At 63.8% G+C, this 18010-nt stretch carries 15 protein-coding genes; 7 read left to right on the top strand and 8 right to left on the bottom strand.

Going from position 1 to position 18010, the window contains the following annotated elements:
• Nucleotide 1 precedes the first annotated feature (1 nt).
• The 5 genes from VFV96_13685 to VFV96_13665 all read right to left on the bottom strand — a co-directional run bounded on the left by VFV96_13685 (nt 2) and on the right by VFV96_13665 (nt 4130).
• Nucleotides 2-532 carry a sigma-70 family RNA polymerase sigma factor gene (locus tag VFV96_13685; protein ID HEU5071450.1) on the bottom strand — a complete coding sequence of 177 codons (531 nt, stop codon included), beginning with the start codon at nt 530-532 and terminating at the stop codon, nt 2-4.
• 125 nt (nt 533-657) lie between these two features.
• Nucleotides 658-1617, bottom strand: coding sequence for a Ppx/GppA family phosphatase (locus VFV96_13680; protein ID HEU5071449.1), 960 nt, complete (start codon nt 1615-1617; stop codon nt 658-660).
• A gap of 8 nt (nt 1618-1625) precedes the next feature.
• Entirely contained in the window at nt 1626-2609 is a 984-nt protein-coding gene (locus VFV96_13675) for an ROK family protein (GenBank protein HEU5071448.1), read from the bottom strand.
• Between the two features lie 70 nt (nt 2610-2679).
• Complete coding sequence (locus tag VFV96_13670) at nt 2680-3435, bottom strand: thymidylate kinase (protein ID HEU5071447.1); 756 nt, start codon at nt 3433-3435, stop codon at nt 2680-2682.
• Nucleotides 3432-4130: a thymidylate kinase gene (locus tag VFV96_13665; protein HEU5071446.1), complete on the bottom strand. Its 699-nt coding sequence runs from the start codon at nt 4128-4130 to the stop codon at nt 3432-3434. The genes VFV96_13670 and VFV96_13665 overlap by 4 nt, the downstream gene beginning before the upstream one ends.
• Before the next feature lie 119 nt (nt 4131-4249).
• Between VFV96_13665 and VFV96_13660 the strand changes: the two genes are divergently transcribed.
• Together VFV96_13660 and VFV96_13655 are read left to right on the top strand one after the other, a co-directional pair.
• Complete coding sequence (locus VFV96_13660) at nt 4250-5035, top strand: class I SAM-dependent methyltransferase (GenBank protein HEU5071445.1); 786 nt, start codon at nt 4250-4252, stop codon at nt 5033-5035.
• An 81-nt stretch (nt 5036-5116) separates the two neighbouring features.
• A complete protein-coding gene (locus VFV96_13655; GenBank protein HEU5071444.1) occupies nt 5117-6220 on the top strand; it encodes a DegT/DnrJ/EryC1/StrS family aminotransferase in 1104 nt (367 codons plus the stop codon).
• A 61-nt stretch (nt 6221-6281) separates the two neighbouring features.
• Here the strand turns inward: VFV96_13655 and VFV96_13650 are convergent, their stop codons facing one another.
• Entirely contained in the window at nt 6282-6476 is a 195-nt protein-coding gene (locus VFV96_13650) for a hypothetical protein (GenBank protein ID HEU5071443.1), read from the bottom strand.
• A 67-nt stretch (nt 6477-6543) separates the two neighbouring features.
• Here VFV96_13650 and ilvB point away from each other — a divergent pair, with 67 nt between their 5' ends.
• From ilvB to VFV96_13625, 5 genes are all read left to right on the top strand, one after another.
• On the top strand, nt 6544-8358 hold the full coding sequence (gene ilvB, locus VFV96_13645) for a biosynthetic-type acetolactate synthase large subunit (protein ID HEU5071442.1): 1815 nt from the start codon (nt 6544-6546) through the stop codon (nt 8356-8358).
• Nucleotides 8359-8491: 133 nt separating this feature from the next.
• Complete coding sequence (locus VFV96_13640; protein ID HEU5071441.1) at nt 8492-9064, top strand: NAD(P)H-dependent oxidoreductase; 573 nt, start codon at nt 8492-8494, stop codon at nt 9062-9064.
• Between the two features lie 643 nt (nt 9065-9707).
• Entirely contained in the window at nt 9708-10964 is a 1257-nt protein-coding gene (locus tag VFV96_13635; protein ID HEU5071440.1) for an acetylxylan esterase, read from the top strand.
• 282 nt (nt 10965-11246) lie between these two features.
• Entirely contained in the window at nt 11247-12557 is a 1311-nt protein-coding gene (xylA, locus tag VFV96_13630; protein ID HEU5071439.1) for a xylose isomerase, read from the top strand.
• 42 nt (nt 12558-12599) lie between these two features.
• Entirely contained in the window at nt 12600-13685 is a 1086-nt protein-coding gene (locus tag VFV96_13625; protein HEU5071438.1) for a mannonate dehydratase, read from the top strand.
• A 32-nt stretch (nt 13686-13717) separates the two neighbouring features.
• On the opposite strand, the gene VFV96_13620 is transcribed toward VFV96_13625, so the two are convergent.
• Both VFV96_13620 and VFV96_13615 read right to left on the bottom strand, forming a co-directional pair.
• Nucleotides 13718-15715 (bottom strand): sialate O-acetylesterase, encoded by a 1998-nt coding sequence (locus VFV96_13620; GenBank protein ID HEU5071437.1) that lies wholly within the window; start codon nt 15713-15715, stop codon nt 13718-13720.
• Nucleotides 15716-15738: 23 nt separating this feature from the next.
• Nucleotides 15739-17952 carry a carbohydrate binding domain-containing protein gene (locus VFV96_13615; protein HEU5071436.1) on the bottom strand — a complete coding sequence of 738 codons (2214 nt, stop codon included), beginning with the start codon at nt 17950-17952 and terminating at the stop codon, nt 15739-15741.
• Between the last annotated feature and the right edge of the window lie 58 nt (nt 17953-18010).

The raw sequence follows: 18010 nt of genomic DNA, 5'->3' as shown, positions 1-18010 counted from the left end.
TTCAATTTTCATCGCAGGAACAATCCAGGCAACCGTGCCGGGCGCATGACCGGCAGGTTTGCTCCAGTTGCCGTCGGAGTTCCTGACGGGCGCGATGCCGGCGAACGGCCAGATTGTTGGCGCTGATGCCGAGACTGGCCGCCACGGTCTTCGGGTCTTCCCCCGCAAGGTCCAGTCGGCGCAGGAGAATGGCGTATTCCGGCTTCAACGCCGGCAGCAGCCGTTTGAGGCAGGCGCAAACGACACGTTCCGCAGCGGAGTCCGGACCAGCCGCCGCTGCGCGCTGCCACTGGTCCATCAACCGCTCCTGCGCGCCGCGCCGCCGGTAAAGGTCAATGATCGTGCGGCGCAGAATGCGGTAAAACCAGGCCTTTGCGCCTTCCGCCCGGCGCAACTGACCAACCTTGCACAGGGCCTTGAGCAGGCTCTCCTGAACCGCATCCGCCGCGAGTTCGGGATCGCCAAGGCGCGCCCGCGCAAAGGCCAGGAACTCATCGCGGCTGCCCATGAATTGGGTGACCAGGTCATTCATCAATCCTGCTGACGCCATCAGCGGAAGAATATTACAGCGATTCGCGCTTTTGCCAAAGATGCGAACGCCGCAGCGGGCGCGGGAGGCGCTTCGAGCCGGCGCCTGACCGCCGCTGGCGAGCCGCTTCAGCAACCCGCCGTCGCCGGGTCGTCCAGCAACGCGGCGAAGCGCAGCCCGCGCGTGGTGACGCGGAGTCCGGCAAACTTGAATTGCTCCATGACCGCCTCATAAATCGCGGCGCCGGTGAGCATCACGTCGGCGCGCGGCGGCGGCAGACCGGGAATCTTGCGGCGTTCGGCCAGCGGCAGACTCCAGAGCCGGTCCACCCAGGCCCGCACCTGTTCCGCGCTCAGGATCACCGCCTCGATTTTGTGGCGGTCAAATTTTCCGAGGCCGGTTTCCATGCTGGCGAGGACGCTGGCCGTGCCGCCCGTGCCCACGAGCAACAGTTCGCCCTGGCTGCGTTCCCGGGCCAGCGCCAGCTCCAGTTGGGGCGCCACCTGCGCCGCCAGAAATTCCCGCACCCAACGCCGGCAGGCCGCCAGCTCCGCCGGCCGGGGCGGATCAGAGTGCGGCGCGTGCTCCAGCAAACGCACCACGCCCAGCGGAAAACTTTGCCGGAAATGCTTGTGCTCGCCCGCGCCCAGGATGAATTCCGTGCTGCCACCACCGACGTCCAGCAGCAACAACGGCTGCCGTGCCAGCCGGACATCGGTGGTCACGCCACGAAAAGCCCACTCTGCCTCCTGCTCGCCGGAAATGATTTCCATCGCGCAGCCGGAGGCGGTCCAAACGGCGTCGCGCAACACCTCCGGATTGTGGGCGTCGCGGGCGGCGCTGGTCGCAAAGACGCGGACCGTGACGGCCCCGAGGTCGCGGGCCTGCCGGACGAACTCCGCCACGGCCTGCGCGGTGGCCGTCACGGCCTCGGACTGGAGGCGATGCGTTTTGTAGAAGCCGCGGCCCAGCCGCGTCTGCTCCGCAAGTTCGACGACGGGCACCACATCCGGACCGCCCACGTCCGCCACGAGCAGCTTCACGGAATTGGTGCCGATGTCGATGACGGCGCGGCGCGAAATGCCCATGCGGCGGATTATTTGAGTTGCTGCCGCGCGAGCACGGCGGCACCGGTGATGCCGGCGTCGTTGCCGAGTTTCGTGGGAATGATTTCGAGCCCCTTGTCCGTGCCGGGCATCGCGTAATCATGTGCCACTTCGGTGATGATGCTGAACATTTCGTCCTCCAGGGCGTCAATCATTCCGCCGCCCAGCACGATGACTTCGGGATTGAACAGGTTGATGAGATTGCCGACGGCGATGCCGATGTATTCGGCCGCCTCTTCGATCACCTGATCGACCAGCTTGTCGCCCCGCCGCAGCGCCTTGCGCAAATCGCCGCTCTTCATGTTCTCGAGCTTTTCGCCGAGCATGTCCGTCAGCACGGTCTTCTGGCCGTCCTTCACGGCCGCCTGGATGCGGTTGAAGACGGCGGTGCGGCTGGCCATGGCTTCGAGACAGCCCTTGTTGCCACAACCGCATTTTTGCCCGCCGACCTGCACAACCATGTGGCCCACCTCACCCGCTGTGTGATTGGCGCCGGAAAACAGTTTGCCGTCCAGAATGAAACCGCCCCCAATGCCGGTGCCGACGAAGATGCCGATGAGGTGGCGCGGTTTGCCGCCGAGTTCGCGCTCGTGAACGCCGAGCGTGCAGACGTTGCAGTCGTTTTCGAGAAAGACCGGCAGGTCGAGCCGCCTTTCGAGCTCCTTTTTCAGGGGCAGGTCTTTCCACCCGAGATTGGGGGCAAAAATCACCCGGCCCGCCGCGAAGTCCACCGCGCCCGGCGCCCCGACACCCACGCCCCGGCAGTGTTTGAGGTCCAGATCGCATTCGTCCACGGCTTCGCGGACACAGCGCGCGATGCGGTCGATCACGGCGTCGGCACCGCGTTCCGCCTTGGTGCTCAGCTTGGCTTTGCCAAGGCATTTCAGCGCGGGGTTAAAGACGCCCGCCAGGATCTTGGTTCCGCCCAGATCCACGCCCACGAGGTATTCGGTTTTGGTTGGTGCTTCAGGCATTGGTGGTGATGGTTGTTCGACCGCGCCCGGACACGGGCCGGACGCCCCATGCCGCCTCGGCAAAGCTGATCTAACGGTCGCCGGCCAGCACGGCTTCGATGTTGTGACGCAATTCCAGGTTGATTTCGTCCATCGACTGGTTGCCATCGACGATGTGGAAATCAAACTCGCGCCGCAGCCGCTCGAACTGTTCGATCATCATCTTTTGATACTTCAGGAAGCTGTCAAACATGTCGCGCGAAAGGCCGAGGTCCATGCCGCTTTCCCAATAGTCGAGGGTGTGGTTCTTGGCAAAGTTCCGCTGCACCAGCACCTCGGGCGACACCTTGAGGTAAAACACCGCGTCCGGCACCAGCGCGATGCCGTAAAGATTGTTCAACCACGCCGCGTCCGCGCCCCGGACAAGGTCGCGGGCCATCAGCGTGTAGATGTAACGGTCCGCGAGCACCATGAAACCCGCCCGCAGTGCGGGGATGATGACATTTTCGAGCTGGTCGGCAAAGTCGGTGGCGTAGAACAGGCTCATCGTGGTATGGCTCAGAATGTTTCCATTCTGCGCGCGCCCCAGTTCCTCGCTGACGAGCGTGGAACGCTTGAGGCCGACCTGCACGGTGGCGTGCCCGCGCCCTTCCAGCCATTGCACGAGCGACGTGATCTGCGAGGACCGGCCCGAGCCATCCGCGCCCTCGACCACGATCAGCTTGCCCAAAAGCTTGTCCAGTTCGACATCCGGCAGGCCGTGGCCGTAAAAGCGGCGTTGTGCCCGCGTTGGCACCTGGCAGCGGGTCGCCGGTTTGCGTTTGAGGCTGGCGGCGGGTTTCTTCATAGGCGCAGCATGGGCTTGGCGGCCGCGTAGGCCCGCAGGTTGATGCGCGCCGCCACCACCTCGCGCACGAGTGATTGCTGGACCTCGATGGGCTGGTTGGCATCCACAAGGTGAAAGTTGAATTCGGTGCTCATGGCCAGATACTGCTCGAGCAACCGGCCCTGAAAGATGCGAAAACTTTCCTCGGGATCATTGGAGAGCTTCAAATCCATGCCCGCCTCGAAAAATTTCAACTGCGGCCGCCCCGCGAGGATGCGTTGGAGGGACACCTCAAGGTGCGCCTTGAAGAAAAAGGTCAGGTCGGGGTGCGCCGCAAAACCGTAAAGCTCCCGCACCCACTCGGCCGGACAGCCGCGCACGGTGTCCCGCGCAAAGGCGGTGAAGATGTAACGGTCGCACAGCACGATGTAACCGGCCCGGAGCAGGGGCACCAGTTGCCGTTCGTAACGGTCGGCAAAGTCCGTGGCGTGGATCAGACTGAACGTGGTCGGCGTGAGCAGCGTCTGCTTCTTGCCCTTGCTGGTCGCGCTCTTGACGAGTTCCGACGAGTTCCATTCGCTGAAAAAAACCTTCAGCCCCTGCAATTCCAGCCAGCGCTTCAGCAGGTAGATCTGGGTGGATTTGCCGGAACCATCAAGGCCCTCAACAGCCACAAGCCGCCCGGGAAATCCAAGTTGCGCGAAGGTCTTCGTCATCGGCGTGGCCAACATACGGCGCGCCCCGGCGAAGACAATTTTTTTCGGGCTCTGGTGCGTCCACTTTTCGTGCAATCACCCCTTTTGTCCGCGCGCGGGTTTCATTAAGCTGCAGGCGCTTGAACCGTCCAGAATCCAAATTTGTCGAACCGCGCGTCAACCGCCGGCCGCGCAGTGCGGTGCAGGCGGCAACGGCCGCCGCCCGGCGCGTGGCGGCGCGCGAGCGCGACGCGCACCTGAACGACGATCTCCAGGAACGCGCCGCACAAATCGCGCCCTACCTCACAAAGCGGTTCGGACTGCATTTTCGCGGGCGGATTCTCGAGATCGGCGCGGGCGCGGCCTGGTTGAGCGCCGAACTGTCCAAACTGCCGGGCGTGGTGGAGATCATCGCCACGGACCTGTCCGGCCGGCGGTTGAAGGAGGAGGCGCCGCGGGTGTTCGCCCGTGTGGGCGCCCGGGAGGACAAGATCACCCGCATCGCCGGCGATCTGCACGAACTGGATTTTCCGGCGAGCCACTTTGATTTCGTGGTATGCGCCTCGGTGCTGAACCGGACGGTGAACATCGGCGAAACGTTGCGCGAGGCCAGGCGCGTGCTGAAGCCGGGCGGCTGGTTCGTGGCCGTGCGCGAGCCCGTCAAGCCCTGGCTTAAATTCCAGTCCCAAGAAACCAGCGAGGCCCGGGTGCGTTCCGGACGCCGGCTTTATTCGCGCGACGACTATGAACGGTTTTTCGCTGCCGCCGGGCTGGAAGTGGAGTTCAAACGCGTCAGCCTCTCCAGCGGGATGAAATTCTTCTTCAACCAGATGTTCAACGGCCTGACGCACGCCCGTTATGCGTTGCTGGCCCGCAAGCCGGCCCGCCCGGCCAATGTCCCCAAACCGTCCCGGAAGAAGCCCTGATCCCGCCGCGTATTGCGCTATTGTTCTCCGGGTCACCCCTGCGCTACGCTGGCGCCCGCAGTTCAAATTAAAGGAATCCTCATGGAACCCGTTCCCTACTTGGACCTTAAGGCTCAGATGCGCCCGCTCCGCGCGGAACTCGACGCCGCCATTGCACGCACCCTCGATAACTGCTCGTTCTGCCTCGGGCCGGACGTGGCGCAGTTCGAGAAGGACTTCGCCAAGCTGATCGGCACGAAGCATTGCGTGGGCATGAACAGCGGCACGTCCGCACTGCACATCGCCCTGTTGCTGCTCAACATCAAGCCGGGTGACGAAATCATCACCACGCCGTTCACGTTCGTGGCCACCAGCTGGGCCATCAGTTATGTCGGCGCGAAACCGGTGTATGTGGACATTGACGACGCGACGTTCAATTTAGACCCCCAACTCGTCGAACGCGCGATCACGCCCCGCACCAAGGCCATCATGCCCGTGCATCTCTACGGTCATCCGGCGGATCTCGATCCGCTGCTGGCCATCGCCCAAAAGCACAACCTGCCGCTCGTCGAGGACACCGCGCAGGCGCATTGCGCCACATACAAGGGGCGCACCGTCGGCACGTTCGGCGCCCTGTCCTGCTACAGTTTTTATCCCGGCAAGAATCTTGGCGCCGCCGGCGAAGGCGGAGCATTGCTGGTCAACGACGATGCCCTTGCCGCCCGCGCGCGGGCCCTGCGCGAACACGGCTCCACGGTCCGGTATTACCACGACGAAGTGGGTTTCAACTACCGCATGGAAGGCATCCAGGGCGCCGTGCTGGGCGTGAAGTTGAAGCATCTGCCCGCGTGGACGGCCGGCCGCCGCCGCGTCGCCCACCGTTATCATGAATTGCTCGCCGGAACGCCGCTGCAATTGCCACGCGAGGCCAGCTGGGCAGAAAGCGCCTACCATCTTTATGTGGTGCGCCATCCGCGCCGGGATGAACTCAAAAAGCACCTCGAAGCCCACGGCGTCGGCTGTGCGCTGCATTACCCCCTGCCGTTGCACCTGCAAAAGTGCTACGCGAACCTCGGTTACCAGCCGGGCGCGTTCCCGGTTTCCGAAAAGGCCGCCAACCAGTGCCTCAGCCTGCCGATCTATCCAGAAATGACCGACGCCCAGATCGACCGCGTGGCCGGGGTGATTCAAGACTTTTTCAAGTAATTCATTAGCGCTTTGGCCCGCAGGGTGCTGATTCCGGGCTTGACCCGGCCAGGGCGGAATTCTAGCTTTTCGCCCGATGTTCGGTATCGTTCAACAAGTCACCGTTGCTCTCGCGCTGGTAGTAACAGCCCGCGCCGCCGATGGTGCTTGTCGAGACTGAATCCAGTTTTAACAAGAACCCACGGCTGGCAACGGTCGTGGGTTTTTTGTCGATCAGCCCCAGACTTGCGCCGGCCATCAACCAAGAAAGAAACATGAGCAAAGCAACATCCGCCAAATCGAAGAAAACTGCCAAAGCCGCCGCCGGCAAGGTCGGCCCGTTGATGTATGGCCGCGACATCCTCGTCGAGGCCCTCGAACGCGAAGGCGTTGAGGTGATTTTTGCCTATCCCGGCGGCGCGAGCATGGAAATTCACCAGTCGCTCACCAAGTCCAAGATCCGCACTATTCTGCCCCGTCACGAACAGGGCGGCAGCTTTGCCGCGGAAGGCTACGCCCGCGCCACCGGCAAGGCCGGCGTCTGCATGGCCACCAGCGGCCCCGGCGCGACCAACCTCGTCACCGCCATTGCGGATGCCTACATGGATTCCTGCCCGCTCGTCGCCATCACCGGCCAGGTGAACCAGAACATGATCGGCCGCGGCGCGTTCCAGGAAACCGACATGATCGGCATGACGCTGCCCGTGGTGAAGCACAGCTACCTCGTCACTGATATCAACGACATTCCGCGCATCGTGAAGGAGGCGTTCTACATCGCCCAATCCGGCCGGCCCGGACCCGTCGTGATTGACATTCCCAAGAACATTCAACAGGCCCGGACCCAGCCGGTCTGGCTTACGCACGAGGAAATGCGCGCCGGGCTGCCGGGCTACAACCCCGACATTTTCGCCGACGAACTTGCGCTCAACGAAGTCGTCGGGCTCATCCAGAAGGCCGAACGGCCGGTCCTTTACTGCGGCGGCGGCATCATCACCAGCGGCGCGGCGGCGGACCTGAAAAAGTTCGCCGAAGCGACGGGGATTCCGGTCACGACCACGCTGATGGGCATTGGCGCGTTCCCCGAAAACCATGAACTCTCGCTCCGCTGGCTCGGCATGCACGGCGCCGCGTTTGCCAACTGGGCCGTGAACGGTGAATACGAGCACCGCAAGTCCTTCAATGATCCGATGGTGAAGCTCAAGGACGGCGCGGACCTGCTGCTCGCGTTCGGCGTGCGCTTCGACGACCGCGTCACCGGCGCCTTCAGCGAGTTCGCGAAAGGCGCAACGATCGTTCACATTGACGTGGACGCCTCCGAGCTGAACAAAAACAAACGGGCACATCTGCCGGTCGTGGGCGACATCAAGGACGCATTGACGCGGCTGAACAAGCTGCTCGCCAAGCGCCCGGTCACGAAGAAATTTGATGCCTGGCACGCCCAGATCGCCGAGTGGAAAAAGAAGGCGCCGTTCACCTACGGCATCACCGCCGAGATCGCCAACAGCGACCACATGAAGGACCACATGAAGGGCCAGGAAGACCAGGTCATCCTGCCGCAGATGGTCATCGAGATGTTGCACGAACTCACCAAGGGCGAGGCCTGCATCACCACCGGCGTCGGCCAGCACCAGATGTGGTCCGGCCAATGGTATCCCTGCAAACACCCGCGCCAGTTCATCTCCAGCGGCGGCCTCGGCTCGATGGGCTTCGGCTATCCGGCCGCGCTTGGCGTGAAGGTGGCGCATCCGGACAAGGAAGTGATCGACATCGACGGCGACGGCTCGTTCTTGATGAACATCCAGGAACTCGCCACCGCACACATCGAACGCATTAATGCCAAGGCGATCATCCTGAACAACCAGCACCTCGGCATGGTGGTGCAGTGGGAGGACAGCTTCTACGGCGGCAACCGCGGGCACACCTACCTCGGCGATCCGGAGAAGCGCGCACAGGTTTATCCCGACTACGTCCGCGTCTGCAACAGCTTCAACGTGCCCTGCGAACGCGTGATGTATAAGCGCGATCTCAAGGCCGCGTTGCAACGCCTCATCGAGGCGAAAACGGCCTACGTCCTCGACGTCTGCACGCCTTACAGCGAACACGTGCTGCCGTTCATTCCCGCCGGCCGCACGGTGGCGGACATGAAGTGGAAGCCTTAAACCGCGTCAATTTCATCAGCCGGACGGCCGCAATGCCGTCCGGCTTCTTATTTCCCCCACCGGCAGCGAATCCCGGCGCCAAAACACTTGGATTTGATGGACGCCACGGGCCAGTCCGCGTAGAAGTTCGGGCATGATTGTCATTCTCAGCGGCACCAACCGTCCGGGCAGCAACACGCGCAAGGTCACCGCCCGCCTCGAGGCCATTTATCAATCGCTCGGCGTCGCCATGCAAACGCTTGATCTGGCAGAGTTGCCGCCGGAGATTTTCTCGCCGGCAGCCTACGCGGAAAAGCCGGCATCTTTTGCCAAATTTACGGAGGCCGTGCTCGCGTCCGACGGACTGGTCATCGTGACGCCGGAATACAACGGCAGCGTGCCCGGCATCCTCAAATACTTCATTGACATGCTGCCCTTTCCGGAAAGCTTCGAGCATCGGCCGGTGTGTTTCGTCGGCCTGGCGGCGGGCATCTGGGGCGCGCTGCGGCCGGTCGAGCAGTTGCAGGCGATCTTCGGCTACCGCAATGCGTTCATCTTTCCGGAGCGTGTTTTCCTGCCGGGCATCGGCAAGCTGCTGGATGCATCCGGCCAGCTTGCCAACGAAGACACGGAGAAACGCCTGGCCAAACAGGCCGACGGGTTTGTGAGCTTCGTCGAAGCCCTGCGAGCGAAGAAACTGCGGCAAGCGGGCAAACCGTGTCAGTAAGGTTTCCGGGACCAGAGGCGACCCACCGGCGATGATCGAACATCTGACGAGCCCGTGATGGCAGAGGACGCGTTGCCTATAGCAGTTTCATAAATACTGTAGCCGTCCTGACGGCAGCAGCCCCGCACCGGGTCGTCGATGCCGGCATGGTTCTGAACTTTTCCAAGCCTGCCCAGACATAATGAAATGCTTCGATCACCACACCGCCGACGCGGTGGCTGTGTGCGCCTGCCGACCGCGTGATGCCGGCGTTGATCAACTGGTATTCCGGACGCACAGCGTCCCGCGTAACGCCGTCAGCCGGGGCGAGGTCGTGAAGGCCACTTGCACCACCACCACGGAGGATTAAGCCGGGAGCAGGGGCCAAAGAATCGTCCATTCCACCCGGACGGCGGGATTGGTAGTTTTGAAGCCGGCAAAGTCAACGCCCCGCTACGGCCCGAAACCGACGGCGCGTGGGCTTTACTGAATCCCGACATGATGCGGAACTCTTTGTTGCGAATCGCGCGCCGGACCGGGGCGCTTGCGCTGCTCCTCGTATTTGCTCCAGGCACACCGGCGGCCACCACAAACACCCCGTCCGGCCATTCGCCGTCCCCCCGCGGATGAACGCGCGCTGGCCGAACAGGATCACCGGCGTCTCATGGATTTGCTGCACATCAGCACGTTGCGCCGGGGCCGCGACGGCAACAATCCGCAGTCGCCGTTTTACGCCAATTACGAAGAAGCCAGGGCCAATCCTCATCCCGACCTGCCCGATCCGCTGACCTTGAAGGACGGCCGGCCCGTCACGACACCCGCCATGTGGTGGGAGCAGCGCCGACCGGAGATTGTGGAGGACTTCGACCGCGAAATCTACGGGCGCGCGCCGCAGGTGACGCCCTCGATCACGTGGAAAGTTCTCCGCACCACGCCGGAAACCAACGGGACCTTCCCAGTCGTAACCAAGCAGCTCGTCGGGCAAGTGGACAATTCCGGCGACACGAACATTGCGGTCAACATCGAGCTGACGTTGACCACGCCGGCCAACGCCAAACAGCCGGTGCCGGTGATCCTGCAGTTGAGCTTCAACTTTCCCAACTTCGGCCGCCGCCCGGGCGCGCCCGCTGGCAACGAGCCCTCATGGCAGCAGCAAGTTCTGGCCAGGGGCTGGGGTTACGCATCACTGATTCCAACGAGCATCCAGCCCGACAACGGCGCGGGGCTGATGCGTGGCATCATCGGGCTCGTCAACCACGGGCAGCCCCGGAAGCTCGATGACTGGGGCGCCCTGCGTGCCTGGGCGTGGGGGGCAAGCCGGGCGCTCGATTACTTTGCCACCGACCCCGCGGTGGACGCGAAGCGCGTCGGACTGGAGGGGCATTCACGTTACGGCAAGGCGGCCTTGGTGGCGATGGCGTATGATCCGCGCTTTGCCATCGCCTACATCAGCTCCTCCGGCGAAGGCGGCGCGAAACTGTTCCGGCGCGACTTTGGCGAAACGGTCGAGAACGTCGCTGGCAGCGGCGAATATCACTGGATGGCGGGCAACTTTCTGAAATACGCCGGGCCACTGCATTGGAACGACCTCCCCGTGGACGCCCATGAACTGATCGCGCTCTGCGCGCCCCGCCCCGTGTTCATCGGCGGCGGCGCCACGCAAGGCGATGGGTGGGCGGACGCCAAAGGCATGTTCATGGCCGCCGCCGCGGCGGGTCCGGTTTACCGGCTGCTCGGCAAACGCGACCTGGGCACGACTGAATTCCCGCCGATCGGCGCAGCCTTGGTGTCGGGCGACCTTGCGTTTCGCCAGCATCCGGGCGGCCACAGCGACACCCCGAACTGGCCGGTATTCCTGCAATTCGCAGCGCGCCATTTCGCACCCGGCGCCGCGGCATCCGCTCCGCCCGTTCAGCCATGAGGCCGCGTGCTCTTGGCAGACCGCCCGAGAGGCTTTTCCGACGTTAAGCCGGATGCCGCACTACCGCTCAATTTCTGGATGGTGGACCGGGGAGCAGTCCTGACAAGATGGGTCGCGAACACGGTTGGCGCGCGCCCCAGCGAGGCCGGCCCGCCGGAACGTTTCCGGCCGGGAACCGCACCGCGCGCCACCACCGCAATTCGCAAGCAACCCGTCCGCGCGCCGGACGGACGTCGTAAACAGCAATCGCCAGCAATGGCAACCAACATAAACCACAGCAACATGGAAGCATTCAAGGGCATCAAAGCCATTCGTTACGAAGGACCGAAGTCAAAGAATCCACTCGCGTTCAAACATTACAACGCCAGCGAGAAGGTCGAGGGCCGGACCATGGAGGACCACCTGCGTTTTGCCGTGAGCTACTGGCACACGTTCCGCGGCACCGGCTCCGACCCGTTCGGCGCGGGCACGATGCAACGTCCGTGGGACGACGGCTCCAACTCCGTCGAAAATGCCCAGCACCGCGCCCGGGTGGCCTTTGAATTCATGGCCAAGCTCGGCGCACCGTTTTACTGCTTCCACGACCGCGACGTGGCCCCCGAAGGCCGCTCGCTCGCGGAAAGCCACGCCAACCTTGACGCCGTGGTCAAGGTGCTCAAGCAGGAGCAGCGGCGCACCGGCATCAAGCTGCTCTGGGGCACGGCCAATCTGTTCTCGCATCCGCGCTTCGTGCACGGTGCGGCCACGAGCTGCAACGCCGACGTGTTTGCCTTCGCCGCCGCACAGGTGAAGAAGGCCCTCGAAGTCACGCACGCGCTGGGCGGCTCGGGCTACGTGTTCTGGGGCGGCCGCGAAGGCTATTCCACGCTGCTCAACACCGACATGAAGCGCGAACAGGAACACCTCGCGAAGCTGCTGCACCTGGCCGTCGCGCACAAGAAGGCCATCGGCTTCAAGGGCCAGTTCTTCATCGAACCGAAACCGAAGGAGCCCACCAAGCACCAGTATGATTCGGATGCGGCGGCGTGCCTGAACTTTCTCCGCGAGTTCGGCCTGCTCGAACATTTCCAGCTCAACATCGAGACGAACCACGCCACGCTCGCGGGCCATTCGATGTGGCACGAGCTGCAGGTGTGCGCAAACGCCGGCAGGCTCGGCTCAATTGACGCCAACGTTGGCGACGAGCTGCTGGGCTGGGACACGGACCAGTTCCCGACGAACATTTATCTCACCACGCAAATCATGCTCGCCGTGCTCGGCATGGGCGGCTTGAAGAAGGGCGGCTTGAACTTCGACGCCAAGGTGCGCCGCGAAAGCTTCGAACCGGTGGACCTGTTCCACGCGCACATCGGCGGCATGGACGCCTTCGCGCGCGGGCTGAAGATTGCCGCCGCGATTCGCAAGGACGGCCGGTTCGCGAAGTTCATCCAGCAACGTTACGCCTCGTGGGACTCGGGCATCGGCCGCGACATCGAAAAGGGCCGCGTCGGCCTGAAGGAGCTGGAAGCTTATGCGTTGCAGAAGGGCGAAGCCGCGCCCAGCCGCAGCGGCCGTCAGGAAATGCTCGAAAACCTCATCAACGAATTCATCTGAACCCGCGCATCCACGCAGGTGGATGCACCAGCAGCGGCGCGCATGAAACTGGGACTTGGTCTTTACCGGCACCAACTCGACGCGGAGCATTACCGCTTCGCCAAACAATGCGGCTGCACGCATCTGGTCATCCACCTCGTGGATTACTTCCGCTCCTCGCGCAGCAACCAGCCCGGCGACCAGCCCGTCGGCGATGATTCGGGCTGGGGCCTCGCCGGCGACCCGGACCACCTCTGGGGTTACGAGGAACTCGCGGCGATCAAGCGCGACATCAACGCGGCCGGACTCGAACTCGAAGCCGTCGAGAACTTCGATCCCGCGCACTGGCACGACGTGCTGCTCGACGGACCGAAAAAGACACAGCAGCTCGAAAACCTCAAACAGCTCATCCGCAGCGTCGGCCGGGCGGACATTCCGGTCTTTGGCTACAACTTCTCCATCGCCGGCGTGGCCGGCCGCGTGAAGGGTCCATTCGCCCGCGGCGACGCCGAGGCCGTGGGCATGGATGGCCCTTTTGACAAGCCGCTGCCCAACGGCATGGTTTGGAACATGGTTTACGACCGGAACGCCGCGCCCGGCGTGGTGCCGTCGGCCACCTCCGAACAATTGTGGGCCCGGCTCAAGGACTTTCTCGACGCGTTGATTCCGGTTGCCGAAGAAGCGGGCGTCACGCTCGCCGCGCATCCCGACGATCCGCCGATGCCCACGGTCCGCGCACAACCCCGGCTCGTCCACCAGCCGCGCCTTTACCAGAAGTTGATCGATCTCAAGCCCAGCCCGCGCAACGCGCTCGAATTCTGCGTCGGCACGCTGGCCGAAATGACCGAGGGCGACATTTACGACGTCGTGGACACTTACAGCCGCCAGGGCCGGCTGGCCTACGTGCACCTGCGCAACGTGCGCGACAAGGTGCCGCACTATCGCGAAACGTTCATTGACGATGGCGCGGTGGACATCCTGCGCGTGCTGCGGATCCTGAAGCGGAACCATTTTACCGGCGTGCTGATTCCGGATCACGCGCCGCAGATGAGTTGCGCCGCGCCGTGGCACGCCGGCATGGCCTTTGCGCTCGGCTACATCCGCGCCGGCCTGCAGCTGATCAACGGCGAGCGGGGCGGCGCGGCTTGACGCGATTCAACCTCAACAAAACTACGCGCCACCTACCACGGTTGGGCGTGGTCGGTGGCACCGGGCCAGTCGTCCGTGCGGAACGGAACCGCCGGCAGGCCCGCGCCGTTGAACAGCGTCGCCGCCGGGTTGGCCTGCCAGGCGTAACGCGCGGCCACCGGTTCGGGCACGTCCGGAGACGAAACCACCACGGCATCGCCCGCGATACGCGCCTGTGCCCAGTGCCAGTGGCGGTCCTTGCCGGCAACTGAAAATTCACCCAAGGCGCCGCTTTTGGCCACGAGACCGCCATCCGTATATCGAAAGCGCAGGACCAACACGCCCGGCCGGGTGGTCATGGACGCGAACTCGGGACCGCGATACGGAATCACCCGGGCAAACTCCTGCGCCAAAGCGCACCGCGCGAGCCGTTCGCCGACGACCTGTTTCTCCGGTGGATGAATGTTGTCGGCGTCGCCGGTGTCCACCGTCACCGCGAGCGCAGTGTTCGTCACCGTTTGCGCGGTCAACGCCTGCGCCTCCCGCAGTTCGGCCCACGCGTCGTCGCCGGGCTGCTCCCGGCGGTGCATGAAGGCCGGCAGGCTGACGATGTAGAACGGAAAATCACCCTGCTGGAAGAGCGCACGCCAGTCGCGGATCAACGCCGGCAACAGGGTCCGGTATTGGTGGGCGCGCAGGAAGTTGGCCTCGCCCTGATACCAAATCGCACCGCGCAGCGCGAGCGGCGCCACAGGCTGCAACATGCCGTGATACAATACCACCGGCATCGTAGGGTAATTCTCAAATGTCATCGGCAACGGATGCGGCGGCCGGGCGTCCACGCTGAGCCTGCCCCGCCATGCACCCGCGAGCGGAATCGTGGACTTGTCGCCCAGCCTCAGACGGAGCGTTTCCGGCTTCGCGAGAAATCCGCCGTCAGGTTTCAATTTGAAGATGCGCACCGCCAGCGTGTTCGTGCCGGAATGCAGCACGCCGTTCTTGATGAAATACACGCGCGGGTTTTCAACCCACGAACTGGCGCCGACCCACTGGCCGTTGACGTAGGCCGTGTCCATTTTCTCGATCGAGCCGAGAAACAACATCGCCGGCCCCGCCGGCAACGGATCGGGCAGGATGATTTCGCGACGGAACCAGCACACGCTTGGCACCTCAGGCACGCCCAGTTCGCGGAAGCCGCCAGGGATCGTCACGGGTTTCCAGTCCGCTTCGTCCAGCGCCGATGCGCCCCAGAAGTGGGTGCCCGAACCGAGGTCGTATTCGTCAAGCCAGTGCATGAGAAAGCTCCCGTATTCCGGCCCCCCGCGGGCATGCAAGCGGGCCATCTCCGCGAGCGGCGCTTCGAAATCTCCCAACGCATGCAAGGCCGACGGGCTCATCCAGCTTTCGGCAGGCGTGCCACCAACACAGTCCTGAATCAAGCCGACGGGCACGTGCAGTTCCGTTTGCAGTTTGCGCCCGAAGAAGTATCCCACTGCCGAAAAGCCGCCGTTCTCGGCGATCGTTTCCGGCGAACAAACCTTCCACGATCCGGCGACCACCGCCGCCGGCGCATAGGCGACGTGATGGGCGACGGTGAACAGCCGGATGTCGGGATGATGGGCGGCCTTGCTTTCGGCTTCGCCGTTCCGGGCGGCGCGCAACGGCAGTTCCATGTTCGATTGTCCGCCGCACAGCCAAACGTCGCCGACAAGAACGTTCGTGAACGTCGCGGTTTGCGGTCCGGAAACCCGCAGGGTCAGGGGCCCGGCGGACTCCGGCGGCAGCAAGCGGACCTGCCAGCGGCCGTCGGCGCCCGCCGTGCCCGTGGTGGAACGGCCGGCAACTGCCACGCGAACTTCCTGGCCGGGCTGCGTCCAGCCCCAGATCGTGTTCGTCTTGCCGCGCTGCAGGACCATGTTGTCGCCAAACATGGGACTCACAAACGGCAACGGCGCCTGGTCCGCGGCGCCCACGCCACCCGCAAACAGCACGGCCAACAACGCGCCGCCGGCCCGCAGCCATCGGACTGGCGAAATTGGGATTCGTTTCATGACATGGGAGGGCATCGCCGCGTTCACGGCCCGAGGCGCAGCCGGTAAAAACGCGCGGCGTCTCCCGCGTTGGTATCGGTCAAATCAAACGGCATGGCGACCGGGTTCGTGGTAAACAGCGTGAGCCAGTTCACCAAGTCGGTCGAGGTCTGCAAGGTGTAATCCGGCCCCAGCGTGCCGTTGACGCGCAACTGGACGCCGCCGCCCGCCGCTTCCGCCGGCTCAAGCGTTGGTTCACTGAGCGGCTTCACGATGACCGTGAAGCTGTTCGTGTCGCTCAAACTCGGCGAGCCATTGTCGCTGACCCGGATGGTGATGAGATTGGTCGAGTCCGCCCGGCTGACCGGCGGCCGCCACGTCAGCACGCCCGTGACCGGATTCAGCACCGTGTTGGTCGGCGCCTGCACGAGCGTATAGGCGAGCGTTTGCGGGGGCACGTCGGGGTCCACCGCCAGATTGGTCACCACCACGTTGACACCGGCATCGACGACCGCGTTGGTCTCGGCGGCCAGGGTCGGGGCCGTGTTGGTCGCGGCCTGGCCCACAAAAGTCACCACGCTCATCGGCGGTAGCGAATACGCGAATGTTGCGTTGCTGACCGTGACGGCCGCCTGGCCGGCCAGTGACAATGCCGCCGAGGTGATCCACGGCGTCACACTGGTCACGACGCCCAAATGGGCCAGCGTGAAGGTTTGTTCGACAGCGTTGGTTCCGGGATTGATGGCCACAATGGCAAAGCGCGGCGAGACGGAATCCTTGAATGCGCTCACCAGCGCGCCACCGGAATTGGTCACCACGCCGATACGATAAAAATCCGGGCGGACGAACCGGCTGAATTGACCGACGACATAGGCACGCTTGGCCAGCACATCGCTGTTGTTGGCGAGCCCGGAATTATCGGAGCCGTAGGCGCTCAGCCACCAGTAATGCCACGCGTTGGCCTGGGCCACGGTCAGAAATGCGTGAATGCGTTCGGCCCAGTAGATGCCGTTGGTGATGCTCCCATCGTAGGCGTTGAACGTGGAAACCTCCGTTTCCCAGAGGGCCCGGCCCTGCGTCGCCAACGCCGCGGGCGGCGCCTGGTCGCCGTGCTGGTTGTCGGGCACGTAATTATGATTCGCCACAATGCCCACGGCCGGCAGCACATTGGGGTCGTTCAAGGCCAGTGCCGCCAGGCCGCGTGGATCGGTCCAGTTCTGGCTTTCCGGCAGCATGATTCGGGTGGCGCCCACATTGCTCGCCACGAGCGCGGCGCGAAGATACGGCACAAAATCGTGAATTTGCTGCGCCGTCCAATTGCAGGATTCGTAGTTGGTGACGTTCGCATCGGGCTCGTTTTGCACCGAGAGCGCATACAGCGTGACGCCCAGCTGTGCTTTCATGTTCGCAACGTAGCCGGCCAGTTGGGCGGCGTAGGCCTGATAGTTGGCGGGATTCCCGACGAAGCTGCCGCCATTGACGTTCGTGTTGCTCTTGAACGGAGTGGCCGGACTCCACGGCGAGCTCCAAACCCGTGCCCCGCGGTCCCGCGCCATTTGCATGATGCTGCCCTCTACCGTCGTGCCGCCCGGCGCAATGCGGGTGCGCAGCAGGGAAAGGCCGATGCCGTTGTTCGTCGAAAAATATTTGTCGGCGGCGCTCGCGGACCAGGAACTGCGCCAGGCCGACGAGGCGCCGAAGCCGTCAATCCGCTGATGCACCTCCGCCGCGTCAATGAGGCTTGCACCGTTCGTGCCCGTCCCTCCCGGATTGACCGGCTCCACGTCCACGTCGTCCACATAAAATGAGGCCGTGGTGCTGGACGGCACTTCGACATAAAACGTCAGCGACGTCAGCACGCCGGAGACGGTCAGGGCGTATTGGCCGCTCAACTGCGTCCAGCCGGCGGCGGACACCGTCCCGCTCGCGATGGCCGCATAGCCGTCGCCGTCCGCATCCACTTTTTTCATGGTCAACTGGACCGTCTCACTGCCCGCGTCCGCAAGGCGCACCCAGGCCGAAAGATTGTAAACCTGTCCGGGCTCCAGTGCGGCTTGCAGGGATTGCGCGAGGCCATTCCAGGTGGCCGTGCGATTCTGCACCAGCGCGGCGTAGCTGCCGGCGTGAACCGTCGTTGTCTGGACAGAAAGGGCGACTGCGCCAAAGCCGGTCCAACCGGCTGTGTCACCGGATTCGAAGCCGGGATTGGACGCCAGATTTTGGGCCGGGCAAACGCCGGCAAATATCAGGGCCGCCAAAAGCAAGGCGCCGCAGAAACCACGGTTCCACGGCGCCGGCGAAATACAAGAGAAAGTC

The organism is Verrucomicrobiia bacterium, assembly GCA_035765895.1.
Classification (GTDB): domain Bacteria; phylum Verrucomicrobiota; class Verrucomicrobiia; order Limisphaerales; family DSYF01; genus DSYF01.
Note: the sequence above shows the minus strand (reverse complement) of the source record. Positions and strands in the feature narration are given on the sequence as shown.

Bases quoted from the DNA above. Each gene is read 5' to 3' on its own strand.
- VFV96_13625 (HEU5071438.1), top strand. From the start codon at position 12,600: ATGAAACTGGGACTTGGTCTTTACCGGCACCAACTCGACGCGGAGCAT.
- VFV96_13650 (HEU5071443.1), bottom strand. From the start codon at position 6,476: ATGTTTCTTTCTTGGTTGATGGCCGGCGCAAGTCTGGGGCTGATCGAC.
- VFV96_13620 (HEU5071437.1), bottom strand. From the start codon at position 15,715: ATGAAACGAATCCCAATTTCGCCAGTCCGATGGCTGCGGGCCGGCGGC.
- VFV96_13685 (HEU5071450.1), bottom strand. From the start codon at position 532: ATGAATGACCTGGTCACCCAATTCATGGGCAGCCGCGATGAGTTCCTG.
- VFV96_13655 (HEU5071444.1), top strand. From the start codon at position 5,117: ATGGAACCCGTTCCCTACTTGGACCTTAAGGCTCAGATGCGCCCGCTC.
- VFV96_13635 (HEU5071440.1), top strand. From the start codon at position 9,708: ATGGATTTGCTGCACATCAGCACGTTGCGCCGGGGCCGCGACGGCAAC.
- xylA (HEU5071439.1), top strand. From the start codon at position 11,247: ATGGAAGCATTCAAGGGCATCAAAGCCATTCGTTACGAAGGACCGAAG.
- VFV96_13665 (HEU5071446.1), bottom strand. From the start codon at position 4,130: ATGACGAAGACCTTCGCGCAACTTGGATTTCCCGGGCGGCTTGTGGCT.
- VFV96_13640 (HEU5071441.1), top strand. From the start codon at position 8,492: ATGATTGTCATTCTCAGCGGCACCAACCGTCCGGGCAGCAACACGCGC.
- VFV96_13675 (HEU5071448.1), bottom strand. From the start codon at position 2,609: ATGCCTGAAGCACCAACCAAAACCGAATACCTCGTGGGCGTGGATCTG.
- ilvB (HEU5071442.1), top strand. From the start codon at position 6,544: ATGTATGGCCGCGACATCCTCGTCGAGGCCCTCGAACGCGAAGGCGTT.
- VFV96_13680 (HEU5071449.1), bottom strand. From the start codon at position 1,617: ATGGGCATTTCGCGCCGCGCCGTCATCGACATCGGCACCAATTCCGTG.
- VFV96_13670 (HEU5071447.1), bottom strand. From the start codon at position 3,435: ATGAAGAAACCCGCCGCCAGCCTCAAACGCAAACCGGCGACCCGCTGC.